Source organism: Tolypothrix campylonemoides VB511288_2 (assembly GCF_045999855.1).
GTDB classification, from domain to species: domain Bacteria; phylum Cyanobacteriota; class Cyanobacteriia; order Cyanobacteriales; family Nostocaceae; genus Scytonema; species Scytonema bouteillei_A.
Genome location: NZ_JBFPMW010000004.1, coordinates 745,156 through 767,061, shown reverse-complemented (window position 1 = coordinate 767,061; position 21,906 = coordinate 745,156). Strand labels below are relative to the sequence as shown.

General features: G+C 41.0%; 14 protein-coding genes and 1 pseudogene. 7 read left to right on the top strand and 8 right to left on the bottom strand.

The window, feature by feature from the left end:
* From AB0756_RS15905 to AB0756_RS15895, 3 genes are all read right to left on the bottom strand, one after another.
* A partial coding sequence (locus AB0756_RS15905) for an RpnC/YadD family protein (protein ID WP_408019887.1) occupies window positions 1-793 on the bottom strand: 793 nt, incomplete at its 3' end.
* Window positions 794-1,008: 215 nt separating this feature from the next.
* Complete coding sequence (locus AB0756_RS15900; RefSeq protein ID WP_038075823.1) at window positions 1,009-2,736, bottom strand: serine/threonine protein kinase; 1,728 nt, start codon at window positions 2,734-2,736, stop codon at window positions 1,009-1,011.
* Between the two features lie 152 nt (window positions 2,737-2,888).
* On the bottom strand, window positions 2,889-3,728 hold the full coding sequence (locus tag AB0756_RS15895; RefSeq protein ID WP_038076090.1) for an alpha/beta fold hydrolase: 840 nt from the start codon (window positions 3,726-3,728) through the stop codon (window positions 2,889-2,891).
* 601 nt (window positions 3,729-4,329) lie between these two features.
* Here AB0756_RS15895 and AB0756_RS15890 point away from each other — a divergent pair.
* The 5 genes and pseudogenes from AB0756_RS15890 to AB0756_RS15870 all read left to right on the top strand — a co-directional run bounded on the left by AB0756_RS15890 (window position 4,330) and on the right by AB0756_RS15870 (window position 15,938).
* Window positions 4,330-5,064, top strand: coding sequence for a hypothetical protein (locus tag AB0756_RS15890; RefSeq protein ID WP_038075821.1), 735 nt, complete (start codon window positions 4,330-4,332; stop codon window positions 5,062-5,064).
* A 372-nt stretch (window positions 5,065-5,436) separates the two neighbouring features.
* Window positions 5,437-8,484, top strand: a complete 3,048-nt coding sequence (locus tag AB0756_RS15885) for an nSTAND1 domain-containing NTPase (protein WP_050046169.1) — start codon at window positions 5,437-5,439, stop codon at window positions 8,482-8,484.
* Between the two features lie 34 nt (window positions 8,485-8,518).
* Window positions 8,519-8,983: pseudogene (locus tag AB0756_RS40030) on the top strand (DUF4277 domain-containing protein); the annotation flags it as partial.
* Between the two features lie 591 nt (window positions 8,984-9,574).
* Window positions 9,575-11,410, top strand: a complete 1,836-nt coding sequence (locus AB0756_RS15875) for an ABC transporter ATP-binding protein (RefSeq protein ID WP_038075820.1) — start codon at window positions 9,575-9,577, stop codon at window positions 11,408-11,410.
* 322 nt (window positions 11,411-11,732) lie between these two features.
* Complete coding sequence (locus AB0756_RS15870; RefSeq protein ID WP_038075818.1) at window positions 11,733-15,938, top strand: two-partner secretion domain-containing protein; 4,206 nt, start codon at window positions 11,733-11,735, stop codon at window positions 15,936-15,938.
* A gap of 183 nt (window positions 15,939-16,121) precedes the next feature.
* Here AB0756_RS15870 and rsmH read toward each other — a convergent pair whose 3' ends face one another.
* Window positions 16,122-17,030, bottom strand: coding sequence for a 16S rRNA (cytosine(1402)-N(4))-methyltransferase RsmH (rsmH, locus tag AB0756_RS15865; protein WP_038075815.1), 909 nt, complete (start codon window positions 17,028-17,030; stop codon window positions 16,122-16,124).
* A gap of 296 nt (window positions 17,031-17,326) precedes the next feature.
* Between rsmH and AB0756_RS15860 the strand changes: the two genes are divergently transcribed.
* Window positions 17,327-18,511 (top strand): NAD(P)H-quinone oxidoreductase subunit H, encoded by a 1,185-nt coding sequence (locus tag AB0756_RS15860; RefSeq protein WP_038075812.1) that lies wholly within the window; start codon window positions 17,327-17,329, stop codon window positions 18,509-18,511.
* A 55-nt stretch (window positions 18,512-18,566) separates the two neighbouring features.
* On the opposite strand, the gene AB0756_RS15855 is transcribed toward AB0756_RS15860, so the two are convergent.
* The 4 genes from AB0756_RS15855 to AB0756_RS15840 all read right to left on the bottom strand — a co-directional run bounded on the left by AB0756_RS15855 (window position 18,567) and on the right by AB0756_RS15840 (window position 20,473).
* Complete coding sequence (locus tag AB0756_RS15855; protein WP_038075809.1) at window positions 18,567-19,028, bottom strand: hypothetical protein; 462 nt, start codon at window positions 19,026-19,028, stop codon at window positions 18,567-18,569.
* A 108-nt stretch (window positions 19,029-19,136) separates the two neighbouring features.
* Window positions 19,137-19,433 (bottom strand): hypothetical protein, encoded by a 297-nt coding sequence (locus AB0756_RS15850; protein WP_038075803.1) that lies wholly within the window; start codon window positions 19,431-19,433, stop codon window positions 19,137-19,139.
* Window positions 19,430-19,729 (bottom strand): type II toxin-antitoxin system RelE/ParE family toxin, encoded by a 300-nt coding sequence (locus AB0756_RS15845; protein ID WP_038075801.1) that lies wholly within the window; start codon window positions 19,727-19,729, stop codon window positions 19,430-19,432. Before AB0756_RS15845 ends, AB0756_RS15850 begins: the two co-directional genes overlap by 4 nt.
* A gap of 318 nt (window positions 19,730-20,047) precedes the next feature.
* Window positions 20,048-20,473, bottom strand: a complete 426-nt coding sequence (locus AB0756_RS15840; RefSeq protein ID WP_038075799.1) for an EamA family transporter — start codon at window positions 20,471-20,473, stop codon at window positions 20,048-20,050.
* 74 nt (window positions 20,474-20,547) lie between these two features.
* On the opposite strand from AB0756_RS15840, the gene AB0756_RS15835 reads away from it, so the two are divergent.
* Window positions 20,548-21,753, top strand: a complete 1,206-nt coding sequence (locus tag AB0756_RS15835; protein ID WP_050046175.1) for a class I SAM-dependent methyltransferase — start codon at window positions 20,548-20,550, stop codon at window positions 21,751-21,753.
* The last annotated feature ends 153 nt before the right edge of the window (window positions 21,754-21,906 follow it).

The window sequence follows — 21,906 nt, the reverse complement described above, 5'->3', positions numbered from 1 at the left end:
CTTCAAGTCGTCCCTCTTGTCGTCCTTCAAGTCGTCCCTCTTGTCGTCCTTCAAGTCGTCCCTCTTGTCGTCCTTCAAGCCGTCCCTCTTCTTTTGCTTGTTCTCGATTGCGTTGATAAAGCGGCTCTAATCGCATAATTAACTCCCTGTCGTCTTTATCTATATCTTGATTGATTCTCAAATTTTCTTGCAAGTTATAAACTAATTCTAGCGTTGCTTTTTGATAGGGATGATTCTCTGGTAACTCCACGAGTTCAAGAATTGCTTGCTGCTGCACTTTTCCCCTACCTAACAGTCGTAACCATAGCGTCTCTGGTGTTGGTGGTAGCTGATGTATAACCACAATTGCTGCTCTCAACGCATCTCCCAAAAAGTAAATTCCTGGTAACCATCCCGGTCTTTGGTTAATATTAAAGCTGGATAATCTGTTAGTAGATGCTGTGGGAGTGAGAATCCACAATTTGGGAATTTTCTGTTTTAGAATTTTAGTTTTATTGGCTTTTGCTTCTCGTCGCATGGACGCTCTGACTTCCAATAATTTTAGCAAGCAGTCGCAGATTTCATCTTCAGAGGCTGCATTGCGAAATGGTTCTACTATCATCGGAAATTCAGCAAATCTGCCCAGCAAGCCTAATGTTTGTATATCAGAATTCTGGGGTTGAGCGGGGATGAAGAAAACATCAATTTCTTTGATCTCTCCTGAAACTTTTTCTGAGGTTTTGACCTCCCCGTAATTTTTGAGTAATTCTTCAAGGTAATCTTTTGCAAACTTATCATGTATAAAGCGGGTCATGGAATTTGAAGCATGGATTTTGGCATTTATTAAGCGGTCATTGTATCAGACTTTATCCAAATATCTCTTTCTCCATTTAAAATTATTATGTCTCTAATGTTAGTTTTGTGTAAGGTTACATAATATTGCCTTCAGGCTATAAGCCTGGATCTGCACAAACAAAGAGGTCGCTTCGCAGGCTCATTCTATGCATCTTTAAAAAGGCTTGATATTAACTATAAATTACTGGGTGTTGTTTTAAATTTCTCTGGAAACCCTAGAGAATAATCTTCTAACTTAAAGTCAGCAAATGGTTTTTTCTCTAACCTATCTCTAAGGGCTTCATCCAAAAGAACGCCTTCTGATTGTTTTCTAACTCCGATGATAATAATGCTTCTTTGATAAGCGGTTAAATCCTGGCTCGCCTGACAGTCATTGCGACGAAATTGCCCTAAATTGAGTAAGCGATAACCTTTGACACTGTTCGTATTACTAAATATTTTTTTAGCTAAAAGTTGTATCTGCTTTGAACGCTCAAGCGCCCTACGTTCTTCAACTGCTACGACCCCCTCACAAGAAGCTGTTCCTACAGAAATAATCTCTGTAGGATTTTCCATAATTCTCTGTATACCTTCTTGCTCTAAATTGGATCTCAAAGCATCTAGATTAATGACTTGGTCGTTGTATTTGACTTGGAAATCACTACCCAACAGCCATTTATATTCTACAGAGAGAACAGCTACGTTAAATTCAGCTATTCTACCTTGGCTATCTCTACCTTCTTCATAGGGAAAGTAGTCAACTTTTCCTTTTCTTTCTGGTGCTTGTCCGTAATCGGGAAGTGAAGCAAATTGTGGAGACCGTGTTGCTAAAGCAACGATACCAAGAAAGCCTAAAACCACCAATAGAGCTGCAAACAAGGAAAGTAATGGCACTTTTTCGGATGGCTGTTGTACTGGGACATGGGGTTTTGGTGGTAAGGTTGTCGTATCTGGTGGTGACAAAGGTTGTGTCTCTAAACTTCCCACAACATTGACAGTAGCTACAGCACTTCCTCCCAACTGTTGTTCGATCGCAGCAAGGCGTTTTAAGATTTCTTGAGCATTAGCAGGACGTTGACTAACTTCTGTTGCCATTAACCAATCAACACAGTTTAACAGGAGTGGTGAAATACCAACAGTGCGATCGCGCCAATGCAATACGTTGTGATGGGCGTCATACAATGTTATGGGGTTTTGTCCTGTCAGCAAAAATACAAAAGTGCGTCCCAAAGCAAAAAAATCTGATTGAGGTACAGCCAATCCATTCAATTGTTCTGGGGGGCTATAACCGGAAGACATAATAGCTGTGACACCCCCTGCACTACCGTGTAGTTTTGCTAAGTAAGTTCTCGTCACTTCCCGAGCAGTGCCAAAGTCAATGAGTACCAACTGTCCATCCGGTCGAATCATAATATTAGATGGCTTAATATCTCGGTGCAGATACTGCTTTCCATGTACGAGCCCCAAAATTTCGGCCAATTGTTTCAACCAAGCGATGGCTTGGTCTTGAGAAATGGGTCTATTTTGCTGTTGTCTCAGCCACTGTTCTAAGTTAGGACCCTCAATCTTTTCCATAACAATGCAGTGTAAATTCAAACCGTGTCTGGTTTGATACTGAAAGTAGCTATCTTCATTGGGAATGCCAGAATGTTCCAATTGTCCCAAGACAGCCACCTCTTGCTGGAAAAGTTCTACTGCTTTGGCGTCCGTTGATAATTCCTCTTTAAGAACCTTCAGAATTTTTGGCGTGTCCCGTTCGTAAGCCTCATAAATTTTTCCAAAACCCGTTTTATCACTTAAAAGCCGCATCACCCGATAACGTCCCTGCAATTCCATGAGGGAACCACAGCTTTGACAAAAGCGGTTTTCATCATTATCTGGATGGTTCGGTTTGGGACACGTGGGGTTTATACACAGGCTCATGACAAACAATGAATGGGTAAGCGTACCAGTACTCTATAGTAGCGACTGAAATTTACTTGTATAAATGACAGATACACGTAATTAAAGTTGCAATATCTCACGCAAAGACGCGAAGAAACTCTTTGCGTCTTTGCAACAAGTGCGTGAGATAATTATCTAACTCCCTGTAAAAACGCTTTTACAGTTTGATTAAATATCTCAGGTTCACTCAGGAACGGCCAATGATTGCCAGGAACCGTACTTATCTGTAAACTTTTCAGATAAGTTTTGTAGGGTTTGATCTGCCAATCTTTGCGGTTAACTCCTTTTTCTGGTTGTATAAACAGGGTGGGAGTATGAATTGGGATTGTAAAACCAGGAACTCGCATCACTTCTTCAAAAATTCCATTACGGGCTGCGATTGTAAATTTACTACCCCAGCTACCATCCGGTTTTTGTTCTATACCTTCTTTAAAAACCTGCTGTTGTAAGGGGCTCCATCCTTGGAATTCATATAACTGACGCGCTTTCTGTTCGGCTTCTTCGTAACTTGCAAACGGTCCCATCCCTTTAAGAAAGGATAAAGAATTGTACAAAAGTGGAAAAGTGAGTTTGAAAATACTGGGGATTTTCCAGATAAAAATTGGGTCTATTAAAACCATGCTCCGTACACGTTGGGGATTGAGTCTTGCCCAAATCACAGCCAGTTTTCCCGACCAAGAATGACCTACAATATGAGCAGATGACCATCCTAGTTTATCCATGAGTGCTTCTAAGTCCGCGATCGCACTCTCAAAACTGTAGTCATCTTCGGGTTTGCTACTTTCCCCATGACCGCGCATATCTGGCGCAACGATATGGTAATCTGCTGCTAGGTCATCTCCCAAGCTAGACCAAACTAAGGCATGGTCGGCTAAACCGTGTAACAGCAGTAATGGTTCTTGACCTTGGTTCCATTCCAAGTAAGAAAGTTGGATATCTCTCGTTGACAAAGTTTGACGTACAGGCTTCATGGCAAATTCACCACATTTTGAGACGGTATTTCTCTTCATTGCTTAATATTCTGTTATATTCGGTCAACTTTTTCTGCTCGCTTAGCTCATACAAAAAGGCAAAAGTCCGGATGTAGAGAGCCTCAGGCGCAAAAGCGTACAGGAAAAACTTTTTTAATCTGTTACCATTGTCAATCTTGATAAAGCTTAGAGTATAAGCGTGTTGCTGTCATCCTTTAGCCTTCATACTGAGCGCCGTTTTGTACCAGTCATACGAACAACTAGATTATTTATAAAAAATTGTAAGTACAGTAGTCATACCGGGATTGGTTGAATTGAATTAAACCTTAAAGACATTTATTCTTATTCTCTAATTTTCTACTTTTAAAGTGAAACAATCGCTCCTTTGATAGAAGCTGATATCACTTCTTTCGATAGAAAGCTTTTCGTAAAGAGTGAGGCTATTCTAATAATACTTTGAATGAAATTTGTCACTTATAACCAGGGAATTATATCGATAATATTCCTCAATTCAAAATAAGAATTGAGAGCAGGTTAATGACTTGCTCATAGCCAATCATTTTTTCCCTATCACCTTATTAAGAGAATAAAAACAACTGTTATGAACGACTCAAACGATCGCAAAAACTTTCAAGAAATTCACAAAGATATTTATACCGATGGGAATGGAAACACTCACGCCAACGTGACACGAACAACTGAAACAGTCAATAACGGTAGAACCGATGTTCAGTCTTATCAAAATGGTTACCTCCACGGTCAATCCTCAGAACGGAATTATCAAGATCGGATTGAACAACGGGACACCGATAGTACTGGGCGTGGAATCATTTTAGGCTTATTACTGACCCTACTGACAGGGCTAACAGTAGGCGCTGTTTGGTATTTCAATCAACAAGATTCTTCTGTAGAGAATACTACTACCACACCATCAGCAGTTCCTTCAACAAACACTGCATCTCCAAGTCCATCACCCGTGGGAACTCAAAATTCTCAAACCAAAACTACGATTATTGAAAGAACGAGAGAAGTTCCAACAGTTATTGAAAGAACCAAGGAAGTTCCAGTTCCAGTCTTTATACCCGCACCAAAGCCATCACCAGCTACTACACCTAATGTCAACATAACTGTTCCACCTCAAGAAGGTGCAACCAAACCAGCTCCTCCCGCAACAGCAACTACACCCACATCACCTTCAAACTCCAACACAAGTACTTCTGATGAAGAAACAAATAGTGATACTAATACACCTACTTCATCTGTAGAAAATGAAACTGTAGTACCAAGTAGCAGCCCCTCTCCTGAAGCTAATAGCCAGGATAATCCAGACCGATAAGATCTGTGGGGAGAATATTCTAGTATGGCGATCGCACTCTATGATGATTGAGTGCGATCGCCTATTTTACGTGTCAGCATACAGCAGATTTCAACTTGGTGAGGTACAAAAATTACCCCCCTCTGTCCCCCCAAAGCATCGGGGGGATGAAAGGGGGGTGTACCTCATTCAGATGCAAAGCGCTGTATCTTTACTTGTTGTGCAGCTTGCGTTTTACAAAATTGTGAGATAAGTTTCTGAGGGGCTGATGGGTAACACAGTCAAAGTGTCAAAATTTTCAGAGTGTTGCTTGAAATATTTTACCATCATGTTTAATGTCAAAGATATTGAAATTAAGAATATTGACCACTTGGACTTATTAAGTGTACTCTTATGAGTAACAACACGCGTGTCAAAACAATTCTGGTATTAGCTGTTAATCCCACAAATACTTCTCGGTTACGACTAGATAAAGAGGTATCGGAAATTGATGAAGGATTGCGACGAGCAAACAAGCGAGAGCGTTTCAAGCTAGAGCAGAAGTGGGCGGTGCGCTCGCGGGATTTTTACCGAGCAATATTGGACAGTCAACCGCAGATTGTTCACTTCTGCGGACATGGTGGTGGCGAAGATGGTATTGTCTTGGAGGATGAAACGGGGCAGGCAGCCTTTGTGCGGGCAGATGCACTCTCTAGTATGTTTAAGCTGTTTGCCGTAAAGGGAGTAGAGTGTGTACTGTTGAATGCTTGCTACTCAGAAGTACAGGCGGAGGCAATTAGTCAACACATTAACTATGTGATTGGCATGAATCAAGCAATTGGGGATAAAGCAGCCATTAATTTTGCCGTAGCGTTTTACGATGCCCTAGGAGCCGGGGAAGAAGTGGAGTTTGCTTTTGAGCTAGGCTGCTCTCAGCTAGTTGGTCTTAAAGAGCATCAGACCCCAGTGCTTAAAAAAAAACTAATTCATCCTGTCTCAATTGAGATTGAACCAGAAGTAATTCTCCCACCAAACCCATATCAGGGATTATCTGCATTTCAGGAGCAGGATGCACAGTTCTTTTTTGGGCAAGAGACATTTGTTGAGTGCTTAGTTCAGGCTACTCGCAAACAGCCCTTAGTCGCAGTAATGGGTCCAAGTGGTAGTGGAAAGTCTTCTGTAGTGTTTGCTGGACTAATTTCACAGTTACGGATGGAAGAAACTTGGCTGATTGAATCGTTCCGCCCTGGAAAGCAACCGTTTGATGAGCTTGCCTACACTTTAGTGCGTCAATTAGAACCAGAACTTGGTAAAACAGAGCAAGTGATAAAGACAGCTAAACTGGCAGAATCCTTGAAAAAAGGTGAAATAACCTTACAGCAGGTAACTTCTCGAATTTTGCAACATAACCCTAACAAAAATTTATTGCTGGTAGCAGATCAGTTTGAGGAACTCTACACTCTTTGCCAGATTAAAGAGGAACAGGAGCGTTTTGTTGATACGTTGTTGGCAGCTATACATCAAACAAGTTTGACGCTGGTCTTGACTCTAAGAGCTGACTTCTACAGCTATGTCCTTTCCTATCGTCCGTTTCGAGATGTATTGCAGCAATTTACGCCTCAGTTGCTAAGTTCAATGAGTAGGGAGGAACTACAGACAGCCATTGAGCAACCTGCCCAAAAGCTAGAAGTGCAATTGGAAGCACATCTAACCGAGCGAATTTTGGATGATGTGGGACAAGAACCAGGTAATTTGCCGTTGTTAGAATTTGCTCTGACCCGACTGTGGGAGAAGCAGCAAAATCGTGTGTTAACTCACCAAGCGTATGATGAGATTGGGGGTGTGAAAAAAGCTTTAGCAAATCATGCTGAACGGGTTTATTGCAAACTCAGTGAGACAGAGCAGAAGCAAGCACAACGGATTTTTCTGCAATTAGTACGTCTGGGGGAAGGAACCGAGGATACCCGCCAACTAGCTACTAGTGCCGAAGTTGGGGAAGAGAATTGGGGATTGGTGACTTATTTAGCTGGCTATAAAGCACGTTTGGTAGTGACGGGACGCAATGAACAGTCAGGGGAAGAAACAGTGGAGGTAGTTCATGAAGCCCTGATCCGAGAATGGCAACGTTTACGCGGATGGATTGATGAAAATCGGGATAAGCTTAAGCAACAGCGCAAAATCGAAGCAGCGGCTAAAGACTGGCGAGATCAGAGAAAGTCGAAGGATTATTTACTCCAAGGGAAAAGATTGACACAAGCAAAGGTTTTTCGACAAGAATACAGTAATACCTATCCTCTGTCTCCCCTTGCTGAGGAGTTAATTCGAGAAAGCCTAAAACAAAAACGATGTAGGCAATTCCAAGCTATTAGTTTTTTAGTAATTCCAGTTATTGCTGTATTGGCTGTGCTCGAACCACGCCTGAGGGAAGAAGTCATCGGAAACGACATTGCCATAATTAATAAAGAAGGTGGTGCAGGGAAACGTCAAGCACTTGAACGTCTAGTCAAAGGGTGTTGGATCGCACTAAGGTTTAAATGGAAGCCCAATTACTTGTCAGAGCGTTTGTTTGGTAATTGCAGACCTCTTAATCAAGCCAACCTCACCGGATCTGACCTCAGTGGAGCAAACCTCAGCGGTGCTAACCTCAGCCATGCCAACTTCACGAAAGCAAATATCAGATCGGCCAACCTCACCGGAGTCGATCTCAGTGGAGCTAACCTAACGGAAGCCTACCTTTGGGATGCCAATCTCACGAAAGCCTACCTTTGGGGAGCCGACTTTACGAAAGCCAACCTCCACAACGTCAACCTCAATGGAGCCAGCCTTGGGGAAGCTAACCTAACGGAAGCCGACTTCAATGGTGCTAACCTCATGGGAGCCAACTTCACGGAAGCCAACCTCACGGGAGCTAATCTTATGGGAACTAACCTAACGAAAGCTAGCTTTAACGCAGCTAATCTTAGGGGTGCCCGTCTCGACGGTGCTAACCTCAGCGATGCCAAACTCAGCAGTGCCGATCTCTTCGATACCAACCTCAGAGGTGCCAACCTCAGCGGTGCCAACCTCAGCAGCGGTAACTACTACGGCAATGCTAAACTCGGCGGTGCTAAACTCAAAGGCTCTTTGTACAACAAAGAAACTAAGTTCCCTCAGAATTTCGTTCCTACTAATCAGCAGATGCACCTTATTGGTCCTAATGTCAACCTCAGTGGTGCCGACCTCATTTCTGCAAACTTCAGCGATGTCAACCTTAGCGGAGCTAACCTCAGCAGTGCCTTACTTGCAGGTGCCAACTTTAGCGGTGCTAACCTTAGCAATGTCAACCTCAGCGGTGCCTTACTTGCGGGTGCCAACTTAATGGAAGCCAAAAACTTGACTCCTGAGCAAGTTAAATCTGCCCAGATGTGGGAGGCAGCAATATACGACGAGGATTTTCATGCAAAACTGGGTTTGAAACTTTAGATTTTTCTGACAGAAAAAGCGTGACTTGCACCAAATGTTTTCAAAATTTTTTGAGGGCAAAGCGTGTGAACATTTAATTGGTTCTGGAGTCAAGCCGGAATACTTAAATGATGATAAATTAGGTAGAACTCTGGATAAATTGTATATGAAGGGATTAACAACAGTCTTTTTAGCGATCGCTTTGAACCACCCTTCCGCACCCAAACTGTCACACATGAATAAGAAGCAGAAAAAGTTGTACATAAAAACTAAAAATAGAGTAGATAACAATTCAGTATTTAAAAATTACTTGCAATAGTGATTCAAGAGAATTTAGAGGGATAGAGAAGTAGATTTACGTAAGCTCTGACAAAAAATTCTGAAAGCTGAAGAAAAAGCTCGCAACGAATTGAAGAAGTTAGCCGCCGAAAAATTTGCCTGTGAAGCGGATACGGTTAAAGCATTATCAAAACTTTCTCAAAAGTTCAAATATCATCAAATTGAGCAACATAAAGTGACTGTAATAACCCCAAAAGCACGAGGATAAGCAAGCTCCCTAGCTACTTTTTATCAAATATCAGCAATAATAATGAAAGAAATTTTATTTTGAATCTCTTGCCCGAACATTGTCAGCGTTATTACCGCTTAGTCACATAATTAAGTTTTGAAAATTTATATTTATAACTTCTCTACAAAATAGCTATTTTTTGAAAAATGGCTCTCAATCAGTATGTCTAATCGTTTTCTATTGAGACTTTTACATTAATGCAATCATAAATTTATTCAAGAAACTATAGGGATTTATCTATCAATTACCACAGAAGATCTCTGGCTATCTTATTGCTAATAATTAAGAATGAGTTGAGTCTCTTATATCTCAGTTTCTACGCTTTCTCACCTGTCTTTTTGGCAAGCAACTGTATATTTTTATTCTTTTTTTAAAGATTTTACTCAGTAATTACCGTTTGTGACGGTTGGGGTGCGGAAGGGGGGGTTTAACCTTGCAGAACTAAAGAGAAGGTCTGATTGTAATCAATTCTTTGTATGCGATAAAGAAGCCATTACGAAGTACAGCTGTATTGCGGGGTCAATTTTACGCTATAAAAAAATAATGAAGATACGTAAAAAACGCAACGCTCTGCGCCAATCCCTTGCAGTTTTTCGATACAGTGGGCGAGCTTTAGGCTTAGTCTGGACGACTAGCCGCTCTCTTACCATTATTCTTGCGAGTTTAACTTTAGTCGCAGGTCTTTTACCAGCTGCTGTCGCGTATATTGGCAAGTTAATAGTTGATGCTGTCATAGCAGCACGCAATTTTGCAGTTACATATAATAGCGACTCTGTCAATCTTTATTACCCATTAATGTATGTGGGACTAGAGGCTATTGCAGTGGCTTTACTAGCAGCAAGCCAACGAGGTTTGACGGTTTGCCAATCCTTGCTCAGAATGCTGCTCGGTCAACGGGTCAACGTTCTAATCCTGGAAAAAGCACTTTCACTCGAACTCACTCAATTTGAGGATTCAGAATTCTACGACAAAATGACCAATGCAAGGAGAGAAGCATCTGTTCGTCCTCTCTCTCTCGTAACTCGCACCTTTGGCTTGGTACAAAGTGCTCTATCTCTTGTCACTTACGGTCTTTTGTTAATCAAGTTCTCCGTTTGGGCATTATTGATGCTAGTTATAGCAGCAATGCCAGCATTTTTTGCAGAAACCAAATTTGCAGGAGAAGCCTTTCGCCTCTTTAGCTGGCGTGCTCCTGAAGCCCGCGAACAGCATTATTTAGAAACCCTTCTTGCTAGAGAAGACTTTGCCAAAGAGGTGAAGCTTTACCAACTAGGAGATATGTTGCTCGAGCGCTATCACACGATCTTCAATCGACTTTTTGGAGAAGATCGCGACTTGACGCTGCGGCGAGGAATGTGGGGCTACCTACTGAGTTTGTTAAGTACTGCTGCTTTTTATATAGCTTATGCCTGGATTGTAGTGGAAACAGTTGCAGGCAGAATTTCTCTAGGAGATATGACAATGTATCTCACCGTTTTTCGTCAAGGACAATCAACATTTTCTGGTGCGCTCACCTCTATTGGAGGAATGTACGAAGATAACTTGTATCTTTCCAATCTCTATGAATTTTTAGAAGAGGGGATACCAGAACCAAAAGGCAAAGCAACCAAAGGGCTAAAATCTAAAGATGGTATTCGTTTTGAGAACGTATCGTTTACATATCCTGGGAATTTGCAACCAACATTGAAAAATATTTCCTTTCACCTCAAGCCAGGAGAAAAACTAGCCATTGTTGGTGAAAATGGTTCAGGTAAAACAACACTTATCAAACTGCTGAGCCGACTTTATACTCCTAATTCCGGGAGGATCTTATTAGATGGTTTAGACTTGCAAGAGTGGAACGTGAATGTATTGCGGCGGCGTATTGGGGTCATTTTTCAGAACTTTGTGCGCTACCAGTTTACAGTGGGTGAGAATATTGGTGTGGGAGATGTGGACAACCTAGAAGACAATACTCGGTGGATAACGGCTGCAGACAAAGGTATGTCACTTCCTTTTATCGAACATTTGCCTAACAATTTTCAAACTCAGCTTGGTAAATGGTTTAGGAAGGGATACGAACTTTCTGGAGGACAGTGGCAAAAAATTGCTCTTTCCCGTGCTTTTATGCGAACTCAAGCAGATATTTTGGTTTTAGATGAACCAACATCAGCCATAGACCCCCAAGCAGAGTTTGAGATTTTCAATCGCTTTCGCACTCTCACTGTTCATCAGATGGTCTTTCTCATCTCTCACCGTTTTTCTACAGTGCGAATGGCTGACAAAATTATGGTTGTTGAAGCTGGAGAAATTGTAGAACAGGGAACTCACGAAGAGTTGTTAGAATTGGGTGGGCGTTACGCAACACTGTTTTCTCTGCAAGCTGCGGGGTATCAATAGTTTTGTTGCAAAGGAGCGCTCTAAAAATTCCTCTCTTATATAAGGTAGATGTAGGTTGGGTTGAGGAACGAAACCCAACTTTTCAATTGAGTGCAATATATAAAAAAGTTATGGAACCCAGCCTGTAGCAGACGAACGCGGATAAATCTGTACCTCACTCCGATGCAAATCGCTATAAAATATAGTTTTTTTTATACAAACAAAAAAATATTATTGCAGAAAACTGTCTTGCTATCGGGATACGCAAGAATATTTACTAGAAGTATTGCTTAAGCATACAGTTTGATTAGATACTCGTATAGACCAAATGAAAGCACACCCAATGACAAGAAAACACGGTTTACACAAGTGTTTGCAGTTCGGATTGGCTGGGTTACTTGGCTGGTTGAGCATGAGTCTCTTCACCACGAAAACCCTAGCGCAACAAAGTAATATTGTACCCGACAACACACTTGGCGCTGAGTCCTCCCAAGTGACAGGCAACTTTTACCCGACACCGATAGAAGTCATTACAGGTGGTGCAATTCGCCAAATTAATCTGTTTCACAGTTTTAAAGAATTTAATGTTAGCGCGGGACGGGAAGTATATTTTGTGAGTCCTAGTGTAGATATCCAAAATATTCTGGCACGGGTGACAGGGAATAACCCTTCCGAAATTTTTGGGAGACTGGGAACATCTGGTGGTTCTAACCCGAATCTATATTTGATTAATCCCAATGGGATTGTATTTGGCAAAGATGCTAGTTTAGATGTGCAGGGTTCCTTTGTGGGGACAACAGCGAACGGGGTACAGTTTGGCGATCGCGGTGTTTTTAGTGCCACAAATCCCGAAGCAGCACCATTGTTGACGGTGAATCCTTCAGCCTTGTTGTTTAATCAAAACCAAGGGAACGCAAGAATTACTAATCAATCGCAAGCTTCTGCTGGTAAGAATCTTATTGCTGAAGATGTCACGGGTTTAAGAGTACCAGATGGCAAAAGTTTGCTGCTTGTTGGTGGAAATATCAATATTGATGGTGGGAGTATTCGCTCCTATGGGGGGAATATTGAGTTAGCAGGTTTGGCTGCACCGGGAAATATAGGATTAAATATTGCAGGCGATCGTATCAGTTTAGCAGTACCTGATGGTGTAGAACGGGCAAATGTTTCCCTAAATAACGCCGCAGAAGTTAATGTTCGTGGTGCGAATGGCGGGAATATTAAAATTCATGCTCGTGATGTGAATTTAGCAGGAGAAAGTAAACTTAGAGCAGGTATAGAAACAGGTTTAGGAACACCAAATAGTCAAGGTGGTCATATAGAAATTAACGCCACAGGAACCATAAATCTGACTGATACTAGCTTTATTTCCAACACATTGCGAAAAGACGCTATTGGTAAATCGGGTGACATTAATATAACTACAGGTTCCTTAAGCTTAAGTAAAAATTCGTTTTTAGATGCCAGTACTTTTGGACAAGGAAATTCTGGAAAAGTTTCAATACTAGCCAAAGATAATATTTTGCTTACAGGTAGTAGTGAGATTTATAGTTCTACGGAAGAGGGAAGTTTCGGCAATGGTGGTAGTATCAACATTCAAACAAGTTCTCTTTCTCTAGCGCAAGGTTCCGAACTCAACACCAAAACTTTAGGACAAGGAAATGCTGGTAGTATCAATATCAATGCTCGCGATACCATAAGTTTAGATGGTTTTGTAGAGACTACTCTAAAAGACGGAGAACCAAGTCGAATTTATAGTCGTATTATTAGTGCTGTCAATCCAGAAGGCACAGGTAAAGCTGGAGATATTCAGATAAAAACAGGATCTCTCCAATCAACCAATGGGGTATTTATTAGCAGCAGTACCCTGGGTAAAGGCGAGGCAGGAAATCTTACTATTGATGCTAATAATATTGCTTTTGATGGTGGTAGTTCTATTGACAGTAGGGTGTTTGCAGATGGTGTAGGTAAAGGTGGAAATATCTGGGTTAATACTGGAATTCTTTCGTTATTAGGTGGTTCAAAAATATCTACTACAGTTTCCGGTAAAGGAGATGCAGGTAATATCTTTGTGAATGCCCGAGACACAATTAAGCTGGATGGGATAGGAGAGTTTTCGATTGCTGGTATTCAAAGTGGTGTAATAGCTGGAGGTGTCGGTAATGGCGGAAATATAGAAATAACAACGGGTTTGCTGTCATTGACAAATGGTGCAAGTATTGATACAGGTACAAACGGGAAAGGCAACGCAGGCAATATCAGCATTGACGCTCGTGAAAATATTAATCTAGATGGTTTTGGTAAGGTTTTTACGGAACAATTTGGACAAGTAAAGTTACCCAGTAGGATTAGTAGTGATGTGAGTCTTGATGGTGTAGGTAAAGGTGGAAATATCCGCATTAATACCAGAGAATTATTCTTAAACAACAAAGGTCAAATAAGTGCTGATACCTTTGGGATTGGTGATGGAGGTAACATTTTTATTCAAGTATCAGGAAAAATTTCTCTCAGCGATACTAATAATATTGGCTTCACTCAAATTAGTACCACGGTTTCTAGTAAAGCCAGGGGTAATGGTGGCACTATCAACATTCAATCTGGGAATTTGTTATTAGATAATGCTTCAATTAATAGTTATACTTCTGGGCAGGGAAATGCTGGTACTATCTCGATTAAAGTTCAAGATACTTTATTTTTGAATAATCAAGCATATTTTAGTAGTGCAACTTCAGAAATAGTAGGTAATGGTGGAGATATTGATATTCAAACAGGAAAACTTTTTTTAGATAATAATTCTTATTTCTTTGCTAGCACTTCTGGTAAAGGAAACGGTGGTAATATTTCAATTCAAGCAACAGACACAGTTTCTCTTGCAAATAACAGTAATATATCGAGCAGTATTTCCGAAACAGGTGTTGGTAATGCCGGAAATATTAATATCTTTGCCAAGTCATTTTTTGTAAGCGGAGAATCTTCGATTTTTAACAGCAATCTTGGTGGTAAAGGCAATGCTGGCAATATCTTAATAAATACAAAGGAGAATACTTCCTTTACAGGTGGTTCTTCTCTGAGTAATGGTACATCAGGTGAAGGGAATGCTGGGAATATCAAAATTCAAGCAAGCGGTGCTGTGATACTTTCCGGACGCAGTGAAAGACTGAGTAGTGGAATATCTAGCGGAGTGTTGGAGACTGGTGTAGGTAATAGTGGTGATATTGAGATTTTCGCCCGTAGTTTTGAGCTATTTGATAATGCTAATTTAGCTACATTATCTTTTGGTAAAGGTGATGCGGGTAATGTCTTGATAACTACATCAGGTGACACAACTATCAAAGATAGTAGTGGTATAGCAACATTTATTGGCAAAGAAGGAAATGCTGGTAAAATTGCAATTCGAGCAGGTGGTGATGTCTCTATTTCAGGAACAAGCAGTTTGTCTTCCATTCTTTACCTAAATGCGGTAGGTAAAGGTGGAGATATTGAAATTCAGGGGCGTAACTTTTCGTTATCCGATGGTGCTGCTTTATTGTCCGCTACTGTTGGTAAAGGTGATGCGGGAAATGTGTTAATTAATGCTACTGACGATATTTCTTTTACAAATGGTTCTCAAGTTCGGGCTGATACTTTAGGACAGGGAAATGCAGGTAATGTTACATTAAATGCTGGCGGTACTGTATTGTTTGATGGAATGAGTTCAGGCGGTCGTAGAAGTGGAATCGCAACCCAAGTTACAACAGAAGAAGGATTTACTGGCAAAGGTGAGGGTGGTGATATTAATATAAATGCTCGTACTTTATTGATTACCAATTATGGAGTACTAAGTTCCAGTAGCACAGGACAGGGAAATGCTGGAGATATTAACATTAATACTCGTACTGTCAGTCTAGATAATGAAGGAATTATTGCTGCTCAAACAAACTCTGGTAATGGTGGAAATATTAACTTAACCTCTACAGATTTATTACTATTGCGTCGTAACAGCAATATCAGCACAACTGCAGGTTTAACCAAAGCAGGTGGAAATGGCGGGAACATCAATATCAACGCTAAATTCATCGTCGGTGTTCCTCAAGAAAACAGCAATATTAGCGGCGACTCTTTTGAAGGAAGCGGTGGAAATGTCAGAATTAACTCACAAGGTATCTTCGGTATCGAAGCGCGTCCAAAACCAACGGAAAAAAGCGATATTACAGCCAGTTCTGAATTGGGTATTTCTGGTGTAATCAACATTAACGCACCCGATACCAGTTCCATCCAAAACTCCTTCACCGACTTATCCTCAAATCTTATCGACACTAACACACTCCTCACCAAGAGTTGCATTACTCGCAGCATCAAGCGACAAGAAAACTCTTTTACTATCAAAGGTTCTGGTGCTTTGCCCACTAATCGCCCTGGTGTTTTGGTTTCTACCTACGCAACTGGTGAGGTTAGAGGTGTGGAAACTACATCTCGTCCTTGGAAAAAAGGCGACCCGATTATCGAAGCGCAAAATGTTTACCGCCTGAATAATGGGCAATTAATATTAAGTCGAGAATGTTCTAGTTAATTTTACAGATCTACCTTGTAAGGATATCAATTTGTCAAAATTGTCAAGGAAGTCGGAAGTGGATTAAATGATTCCAGAAGACAACTAGCGCATCTTTTGTCTCAAGGTAACTAAACTATAATCGCCACTACGAATGTCAAGCATTTGAGTAGATTTGCCACTGCCAGCAGGTGGCAAGATATTTTAATATAGGGTCGCTAATCTCTTCCGTTCTGCTATTCTCAATTTTGCAGAACGAGCGCGGGGGTTGTTGGTAATTTCCTCCTCTTGTGCTGTTATGGGTTTCTTAGTTAATACATTCAACAAAGGAGAATCTCTCAAACCGTGCTTCACTATCCGGTCTTCCAAACTGTGAAAACTAATAATCGCGATTCTACCACCAGGGACAAGAGCGTTTGGTGCTTTTGTTATGAAAGTCTCTAAAACTTTTAACTCATCATTGACAGCAATTCGCAAAGCTTGAAAAACACGGGTCGCAGGATGAATTCTACCATGTCGGTATTTAGCAGGTACAGAAGATGCGATCGCCGTTGCTAATTCTGTCGTTGTTTGAAATGGTCGTTTTTCAACAATCCGTCTGGCAATACGTCGCGATAGACGTTCCTCTCCATACTTAAAGAAAATATTGGCTAATTCAACTTCATCCCAATCATTGATAACATCAGCCGCCGTTAAAGATTGTCTCCTATCCATTCGCATATCCAAACGCGCCTCGCGACGAAAACTAAAACCGCGTTCTGGAGTATCCAAATGGTGAGAACTAACACCTAGGTCAGCGAGTATACCATTAAAAGTGTTTTGAGGAAATTCGCAGACAGCAAAGTTACCGTGTATAAATTGCACTCTTTTTTCAAATACTGCTAATTCCTTTTTCGCCGCAGCCAGAGCATCTTCATCTTGGTCAACAGCTGTTAATCTTACATCAGGAGCAGATTCCAAAATCAGCCGACTGTGACCTCCACCGCCAACAGTCGCATCCAAGTAGTGACCGTTGGGAAGCACAGCTAAACCCTCAACCACTTCCCGACTCAGGACGGGAATGTGTGAGAATGCAACTTCTTCAATATCAAGTGGAAGCTCATAATCTTTCATAATAACATCTTACCTTTATTGATAGATTAGGATTGCTTTTATCTATGCTGCGAATTCACAACATTAGGGATAAAGAAATTCCTGCAACGATCTGTCCTTTCGCCTCATCTTTATATAATTAATGAAGAAGTGCAACAAAATAAAACATCAAGTAAAAACCCCTACTGCCACCCTCTCCCCAACTACCGAGCTTTGTGGAGTGCTCAACTGAAGTTCTGAGTCCCGCCCTAAAGGCTAAAATCTTTGCTCGGGATTCTCTTTAAAATTTTTCCAAGACCGGAGAACACACCAAATCTATGCCAAGAATCGAAACCCGCACCGAACCAATGGTGCTAAACATGGGTCCCCACCACCCCTCAATGCATGGGGTACTACGACTGATTGTGACTCTAGATGGCGAGGATGTCGTTGATTGCGAACCAGTCATTGGCTACTTGCACCGGGGAATGGAAAAAATTGCGGAGAACCGCACCAATATTATGTACGTCCCCTATGTCAGTCGGTGGGACTACGCCGCAGGAATGTTTAATGAAGCCGTTACTGTGAACGCCCCAGAAAAACTGGCAGATATTCCCGTTCCCAAACGTGCTAGTTACATCCGCGTTATCATGCTAGAGTTGAACCGCATTGCCAATCACTTGCTGTGGTTCGGTCCCTTCCTTGCTGACGTAGGTGCTCAAACTCCCTTCTTCTATCAATTCCGCGAACGGGAATTGATTTACGACTTGTGGGAAGCTGCTACTGGCTACCGCATGGTCAACAACAACTACTTCCGGATTGGTGGCGTAGCTGTAGATTTACCTTACGGTTGGGTAGACAAGTGCTTGGACTTCTGCGACTACTTCACACCCAAAATTGATGAGTACGAGCGATTGGTAACCAACAACCCCATTTTCCGCCGTCGCGTTGAGGGTATTGGCACTATTACTCGTGAAGAAGCAATCAACTGGGGACTTTCCGGTCCCATGTTACGCGCTTCTGGGGTGAAGTGGGACTTGCGGAAAGTTGACCACTACGAGTGTTACGACGATTTTGACTGGGACGTACAGTGGGAAACAGCAGGTGATTGTTTAGCCCGTTACATGGTACGGATGCGAGAAATGCGCGAATCCGTCAAAATTCTCAGGCAAGCTATTAAAGGGCTTCCTGGGGGTCCCTACGAGAACCTAGAAGCCAAACGCTTGGCAGCCGGTAAAAAATCAGAGTGGGATGGCTTTGATTATCAATACATTAGTAAGAAAATCGCCCCTACTTTTAAAATTCCCAAAGGCGAAATTTACAGCCGTGTCGAAAGTGGTAAAGGTGAATTGGGAATTTACCTGATTGGAGATGATAACGTCTTCCCATGGCGCTGGAAAATTCGCGCTGCTGATTTTAACAACCTGCAAATTCTACCTCATTTGTTAAGAGGTATGAAAGTAGCAGACGTTGTCGTCATTCTCGGTAGTATTGATATCATTATGGGATCTGTAGACCGCTAAGATATTTCAATACCATCTTGGAAAAACCCGGTTTCTTTTAGGAATCGGGTTTTTGCTATCTTGAAGAATAGAGAAGATATAATGTTGAATTTTGATACCAGAGATATTTAGGATAAAATTGATTTGTCGTTATCCATATTGTTGTATTGGGCTGAGGTTTCTTGAGGATAGAATTAGAAGTTTCATCATTTAAGAACTCTCTTGGTTTTAAATCGTAAGCTAGCTTATCTTTAACTCGGTCATAATTTGCTAAATTTTGACTCTTAATTAAATTTTTAAAAAAATCTTCTGGAACCTTTACAGCAATTTCAACGTTTTTATCGGGAGCATCAGCAATAATTTTATACTTTAAATACGAATAGTTATTAGGTAGGGGTAAACCCAACCAATTTCCTATTTCTTTTAAAGGAGGCTTTTGCCCATCTTCATGACTGTAGTTATTACCAAAGTTAAGACATCCAACAAGCAATGCAGAAAGTATTACCAATACTAAAACGCGCCAAGAATTTTTACGCATACTTTTTCTGCCCAATTTTCGGTTGACTTTCCTTTGATTTGTAGTTGCACTTTAGCGCATACACACCAAATACAAATGTAGTATAAGTGTTTTTCCAAACGCGATATCTCATTCAGATGGAGTATTGGCAGCAATGTCAGCTTCTACATCTGCTAGAATTTCTTCAATGGATTTTGTTGTCTTATAGTTCAAACGCTCATCTAAAAACTCCTGAAAAGATTTGCTTTTACGCAGTGCTTCCACTTCAATTGCAAACTCTACATCATCTTTATCTTCTTCTGATAACCGTTTAAGAATAAATGTTTCTCCATCCGAGGAGACAAGCACAACCGATTCAGCTTGGGCAAACTTCAGTAACTCCGATAAACTAATAGTCTCCATTTGTTCTAAATTAATTTGTTTCATAGCTTGACCTCTACCCCTCGAATATAAAGAACATTGTGTTCCTTTTTGCCAACTGCAACCACAATAACAGTGACTACTTCTGCTTCTACATTATAGAAAATTCTAAAACTCTTGAATTTCAACTCCCAAGGTGCAACTGGATTCTCTCGAAGCTTCTTTTTCTTGCGGGTCTCAGTTAATGGCTCGTCAGAAAGGTGAAGAATGATGTACTCCAAAATGGCTTTGCGATCGCTGGCTTTAAAAAACTTTAAATCTTCCTCTGCTTCACTTGAAATCTCTATCTTGTAGCGTGTCATATCTTCTGACTTTTTTGCTTCATCTCACTTTTTGCCAGACACACTCTGACTTTGGATCAATGCTTCCCTAATTCTTACATAAGTATAATTTTGTTGTCTATACTTAGAATATCCCTCTTCTCAAAGTCAAGTTTTGTCTGCTTTTCTTTGCGGCTTTGCTTGCAAAAAAATATTATTTATGCAAGAGGTTGATTATTACAACTCAATAAAATTTTGTTTATGGCAGTCGTAAATGATTTACAAACACCTCTTTCTTGTCTTTCTTGTCTTCCTTGTTTTGCTCTCAAATAGGATTGCTATATCCTTCAGGCTACACCCTTAATCTGTCATAGAACACAGTACGATCGCAACTAAAGCTAGTAAAATACCAAGACTCTGTTTTAAAGACAGAGATTCTTTCAGAATAAAAACCGACAGGAGGATCGTGACTAGAGGATATAACGAAGTTAGAGGTAAAATAATAGAACTTGCTCCTTTAGTAATAGCAATAAAGAAAAGAAATGTTGCCAATGTTCCAGAAACACCTACTAAAACAGCATAAAAAATACCTAGACGATCTACCCTGACTCTGAAGCCATTATTGCTAAACAATACTAAACTGACCATAAGAGCACCTAAAACTTCATTTAGGAGAGCGCTCTTTGGGTCGATGTAGTTAGTGGCTAACTTACTAAAAAACCCCCACAAACCGTATAAGAAAAGTGCAAGTAAAGTATAAATGAGCCAACTATTTATTTGAAACATGGGTGATTCATCAGCACAAATCTATGATAATTTCAACTGAAAGTGACTGTAATTAAACATGATTTTATTATTCTATGCATTCTAATACTGCTTTATGTGATGCGATCGCACACAAAATTGCGACAAGTCCTCAAAACCGCATAACCTTCGCTGAGTATATGGACTTAGCGCTGTATCACCCCACCCATGGTTACTATACGAACAAGGCGATCGATATTGGAAAAGAAGGCGATTTTTTCACGAACGTTCACCTTGGGGCTGATTTTGGCGAACTGCTTGCCATTCAATTTGTGCAAATGTGGGAAATATTACAGCGACCAGTACCATTTTCTTTAGTAGAAATGGGTGCGGGTCAAGGACTTCTAGCTGTAGATATTTTGAAGTACATTCAGCAGGAATATCCAGATTTTTTAAAAGCACTGGATTATATCATCGTTGAGAAGTCTCCAACCCTCAAGCAACAACAACAACAACAACGCCTGCAAGAATTTTCTGTACGTTGGTGCAATCTAGAAGATATACCCAACAACTCTATCTCTGGCTGTTTCTTTTCTAACGAGTTGGTAGATGCTTTCCCAGTTCATCAGTTTGTTTTGGAACAGGGACAATTGTTAGAAGTGTATGTTACGACTCCTCATTTCTCTGCTTCGACTTCCCCCAACCCCTCACCCCCACTCCCCTTTGTAGAAGTCGCAGATACTCCTTCAACTCAGCAACTGGTGGAGTATTTTGAATTGGTCGGTATAAATATCAAAAATGGTTATCCAGATGAGTATCGCAGTGAAGTGAACTTAGCTGCTTTAGATTGGCTGAGTGCAGTCGCGGGTTGCTTGCAGCACGGATATGTCTTAACAATTGACTATGGGTATCCGGCTCACCGTTATTACAACCCAAGGCGATCGCAAGGAACGCTACAGTGTTATTATCAACATCACCGCCACAACAATCCGTATATCAATATTGGGCAACAAGATATCACATCGCACATTGATTTTACTGCTTTGGAAAGGTGGGGCGAACAGTGCGGACTCGATAACATTGGTTTTAGAGAACAAGCATTATTTTTAATGGCATTGGGATTGGGAGAACGAATTGCGAATCTTTCCTATACAAAACTACCAATGTCACAATTGCTACAGCGTAGAGATGCACTCCATCAACTCATAGATCCGTTAGGATTGGGTGGCTTTGGTGTTTTAGTTCAAAGCAAAGGATTGACTGAAGCACAAGCCGCACAGCCGTTGACAGGATTTACCGTACCAGAGGGAATGCAAATCTGAAGATTCCACTGTATTAACACTGTCGTGGAGATACTTGGTCTAACATAGCAGTGATTGCGTAAAAACAGAAAACATTAGGAGGGTAATATTTATGTCTCCCCACGATTTATTAATGTTAGTTGTACTGTTAACCCCAGGTATTTTGCTTTCAGT

Excerpts from the sequence above, each read along its gene's own strand:
- AB0756_RS15900 (WP_038075823.1), bottom strand. The coding sequence starts at position 2,736 with ATGAGCCTGTGTATAAACCCCACGTGTCCCAAACCGAACCATCCAGAT.
- AB0756_RS15895 (WP_038076090.1), bottom strand. The coding sequence starts at position 3,728 with ATGAAGCCTGTACGTCAAACTTTGTCAACGAGAGATATCCAACTTTCT.
- AB0756_RS15890 (WP_038075821.1), top strand. The coding sequence starts at position 4,330 with ATGAACGACTCAAACGATCGCAAAAACTTTCAAGAAATTCACAAAGAT.
- AB0756_RS15885 (WP_050046169.1), top strand. The coding sequence starts at position 5,437 with ATGAGTAACAACACGCGTGTCAAAACAATTCTGGTATTAGCTGTTAAT.
- AB0756_RS15875 (WP_038075820.1), top strand. The coding sequence starts at position 9,575 with ATGAAGATACGTAAAAAACGCAACGCTCTGCGCCAATCCCTTGCAGTT.
- AB0756_RS15870 (WP_038075818.1), top strand. The coding sequence starts at position 11,733 with ATGACAAGAAAACACGGTTTACACAAGTGTTTGCAGTTCGGATTGGCT.
- rsmH (WP_038075815.1), bottom strand. The coding sequence starts at position 17,030 with ATGAAAGATTATGAGCTTCCACTTGATATTGAAGAAGTTGCATTCTCA.
- AB0756_RS15860 (WP_038075812.1), top strand. The coding sequence starts at position 17,327 with ATGCCAAGAATCGAAACCCGCACCGAACCAATGGTGCTAAACATGGGT.
- AB0756_RS15855 (WP_038075809.1), bottom strand. The coding sequence starts at position 19,028 with ATGCGTAAAAATTCTTGGCGCGTTTTAGTATTGGTAATACTTTCTGCA.
- AB0756_RS15850 (WP_038075803.1), bottom strand. The coding sequence starts at position 19,433 with ATGAAACAAATTAATTTAGAACAAATGGAGACTATTAGTTTATCGGAG.
- AB0756_RS15845 (WP_038075801.1), bottom strand. The coding sequence starts at position 19,729 with ATGACACGCTACAAGATAGAGATTTCAAGTGAAGCAGAGGAAGATTTA.
- AB0756_RS15840 (WP_038075799.1), bottom strand. The coding sequence starts at position 20,473 with ATGTTTCAAATAAATAGTTGGCTCATTTATACTTTACTTGCACTTTTC.
- AB0756_RS15835 (WP_050046175.1), top strand. The coding sequence starts at position 20,548 with ATGCATTCTAATACTGCTTTATGTGATGCGATCGCACACAAAATTGCG.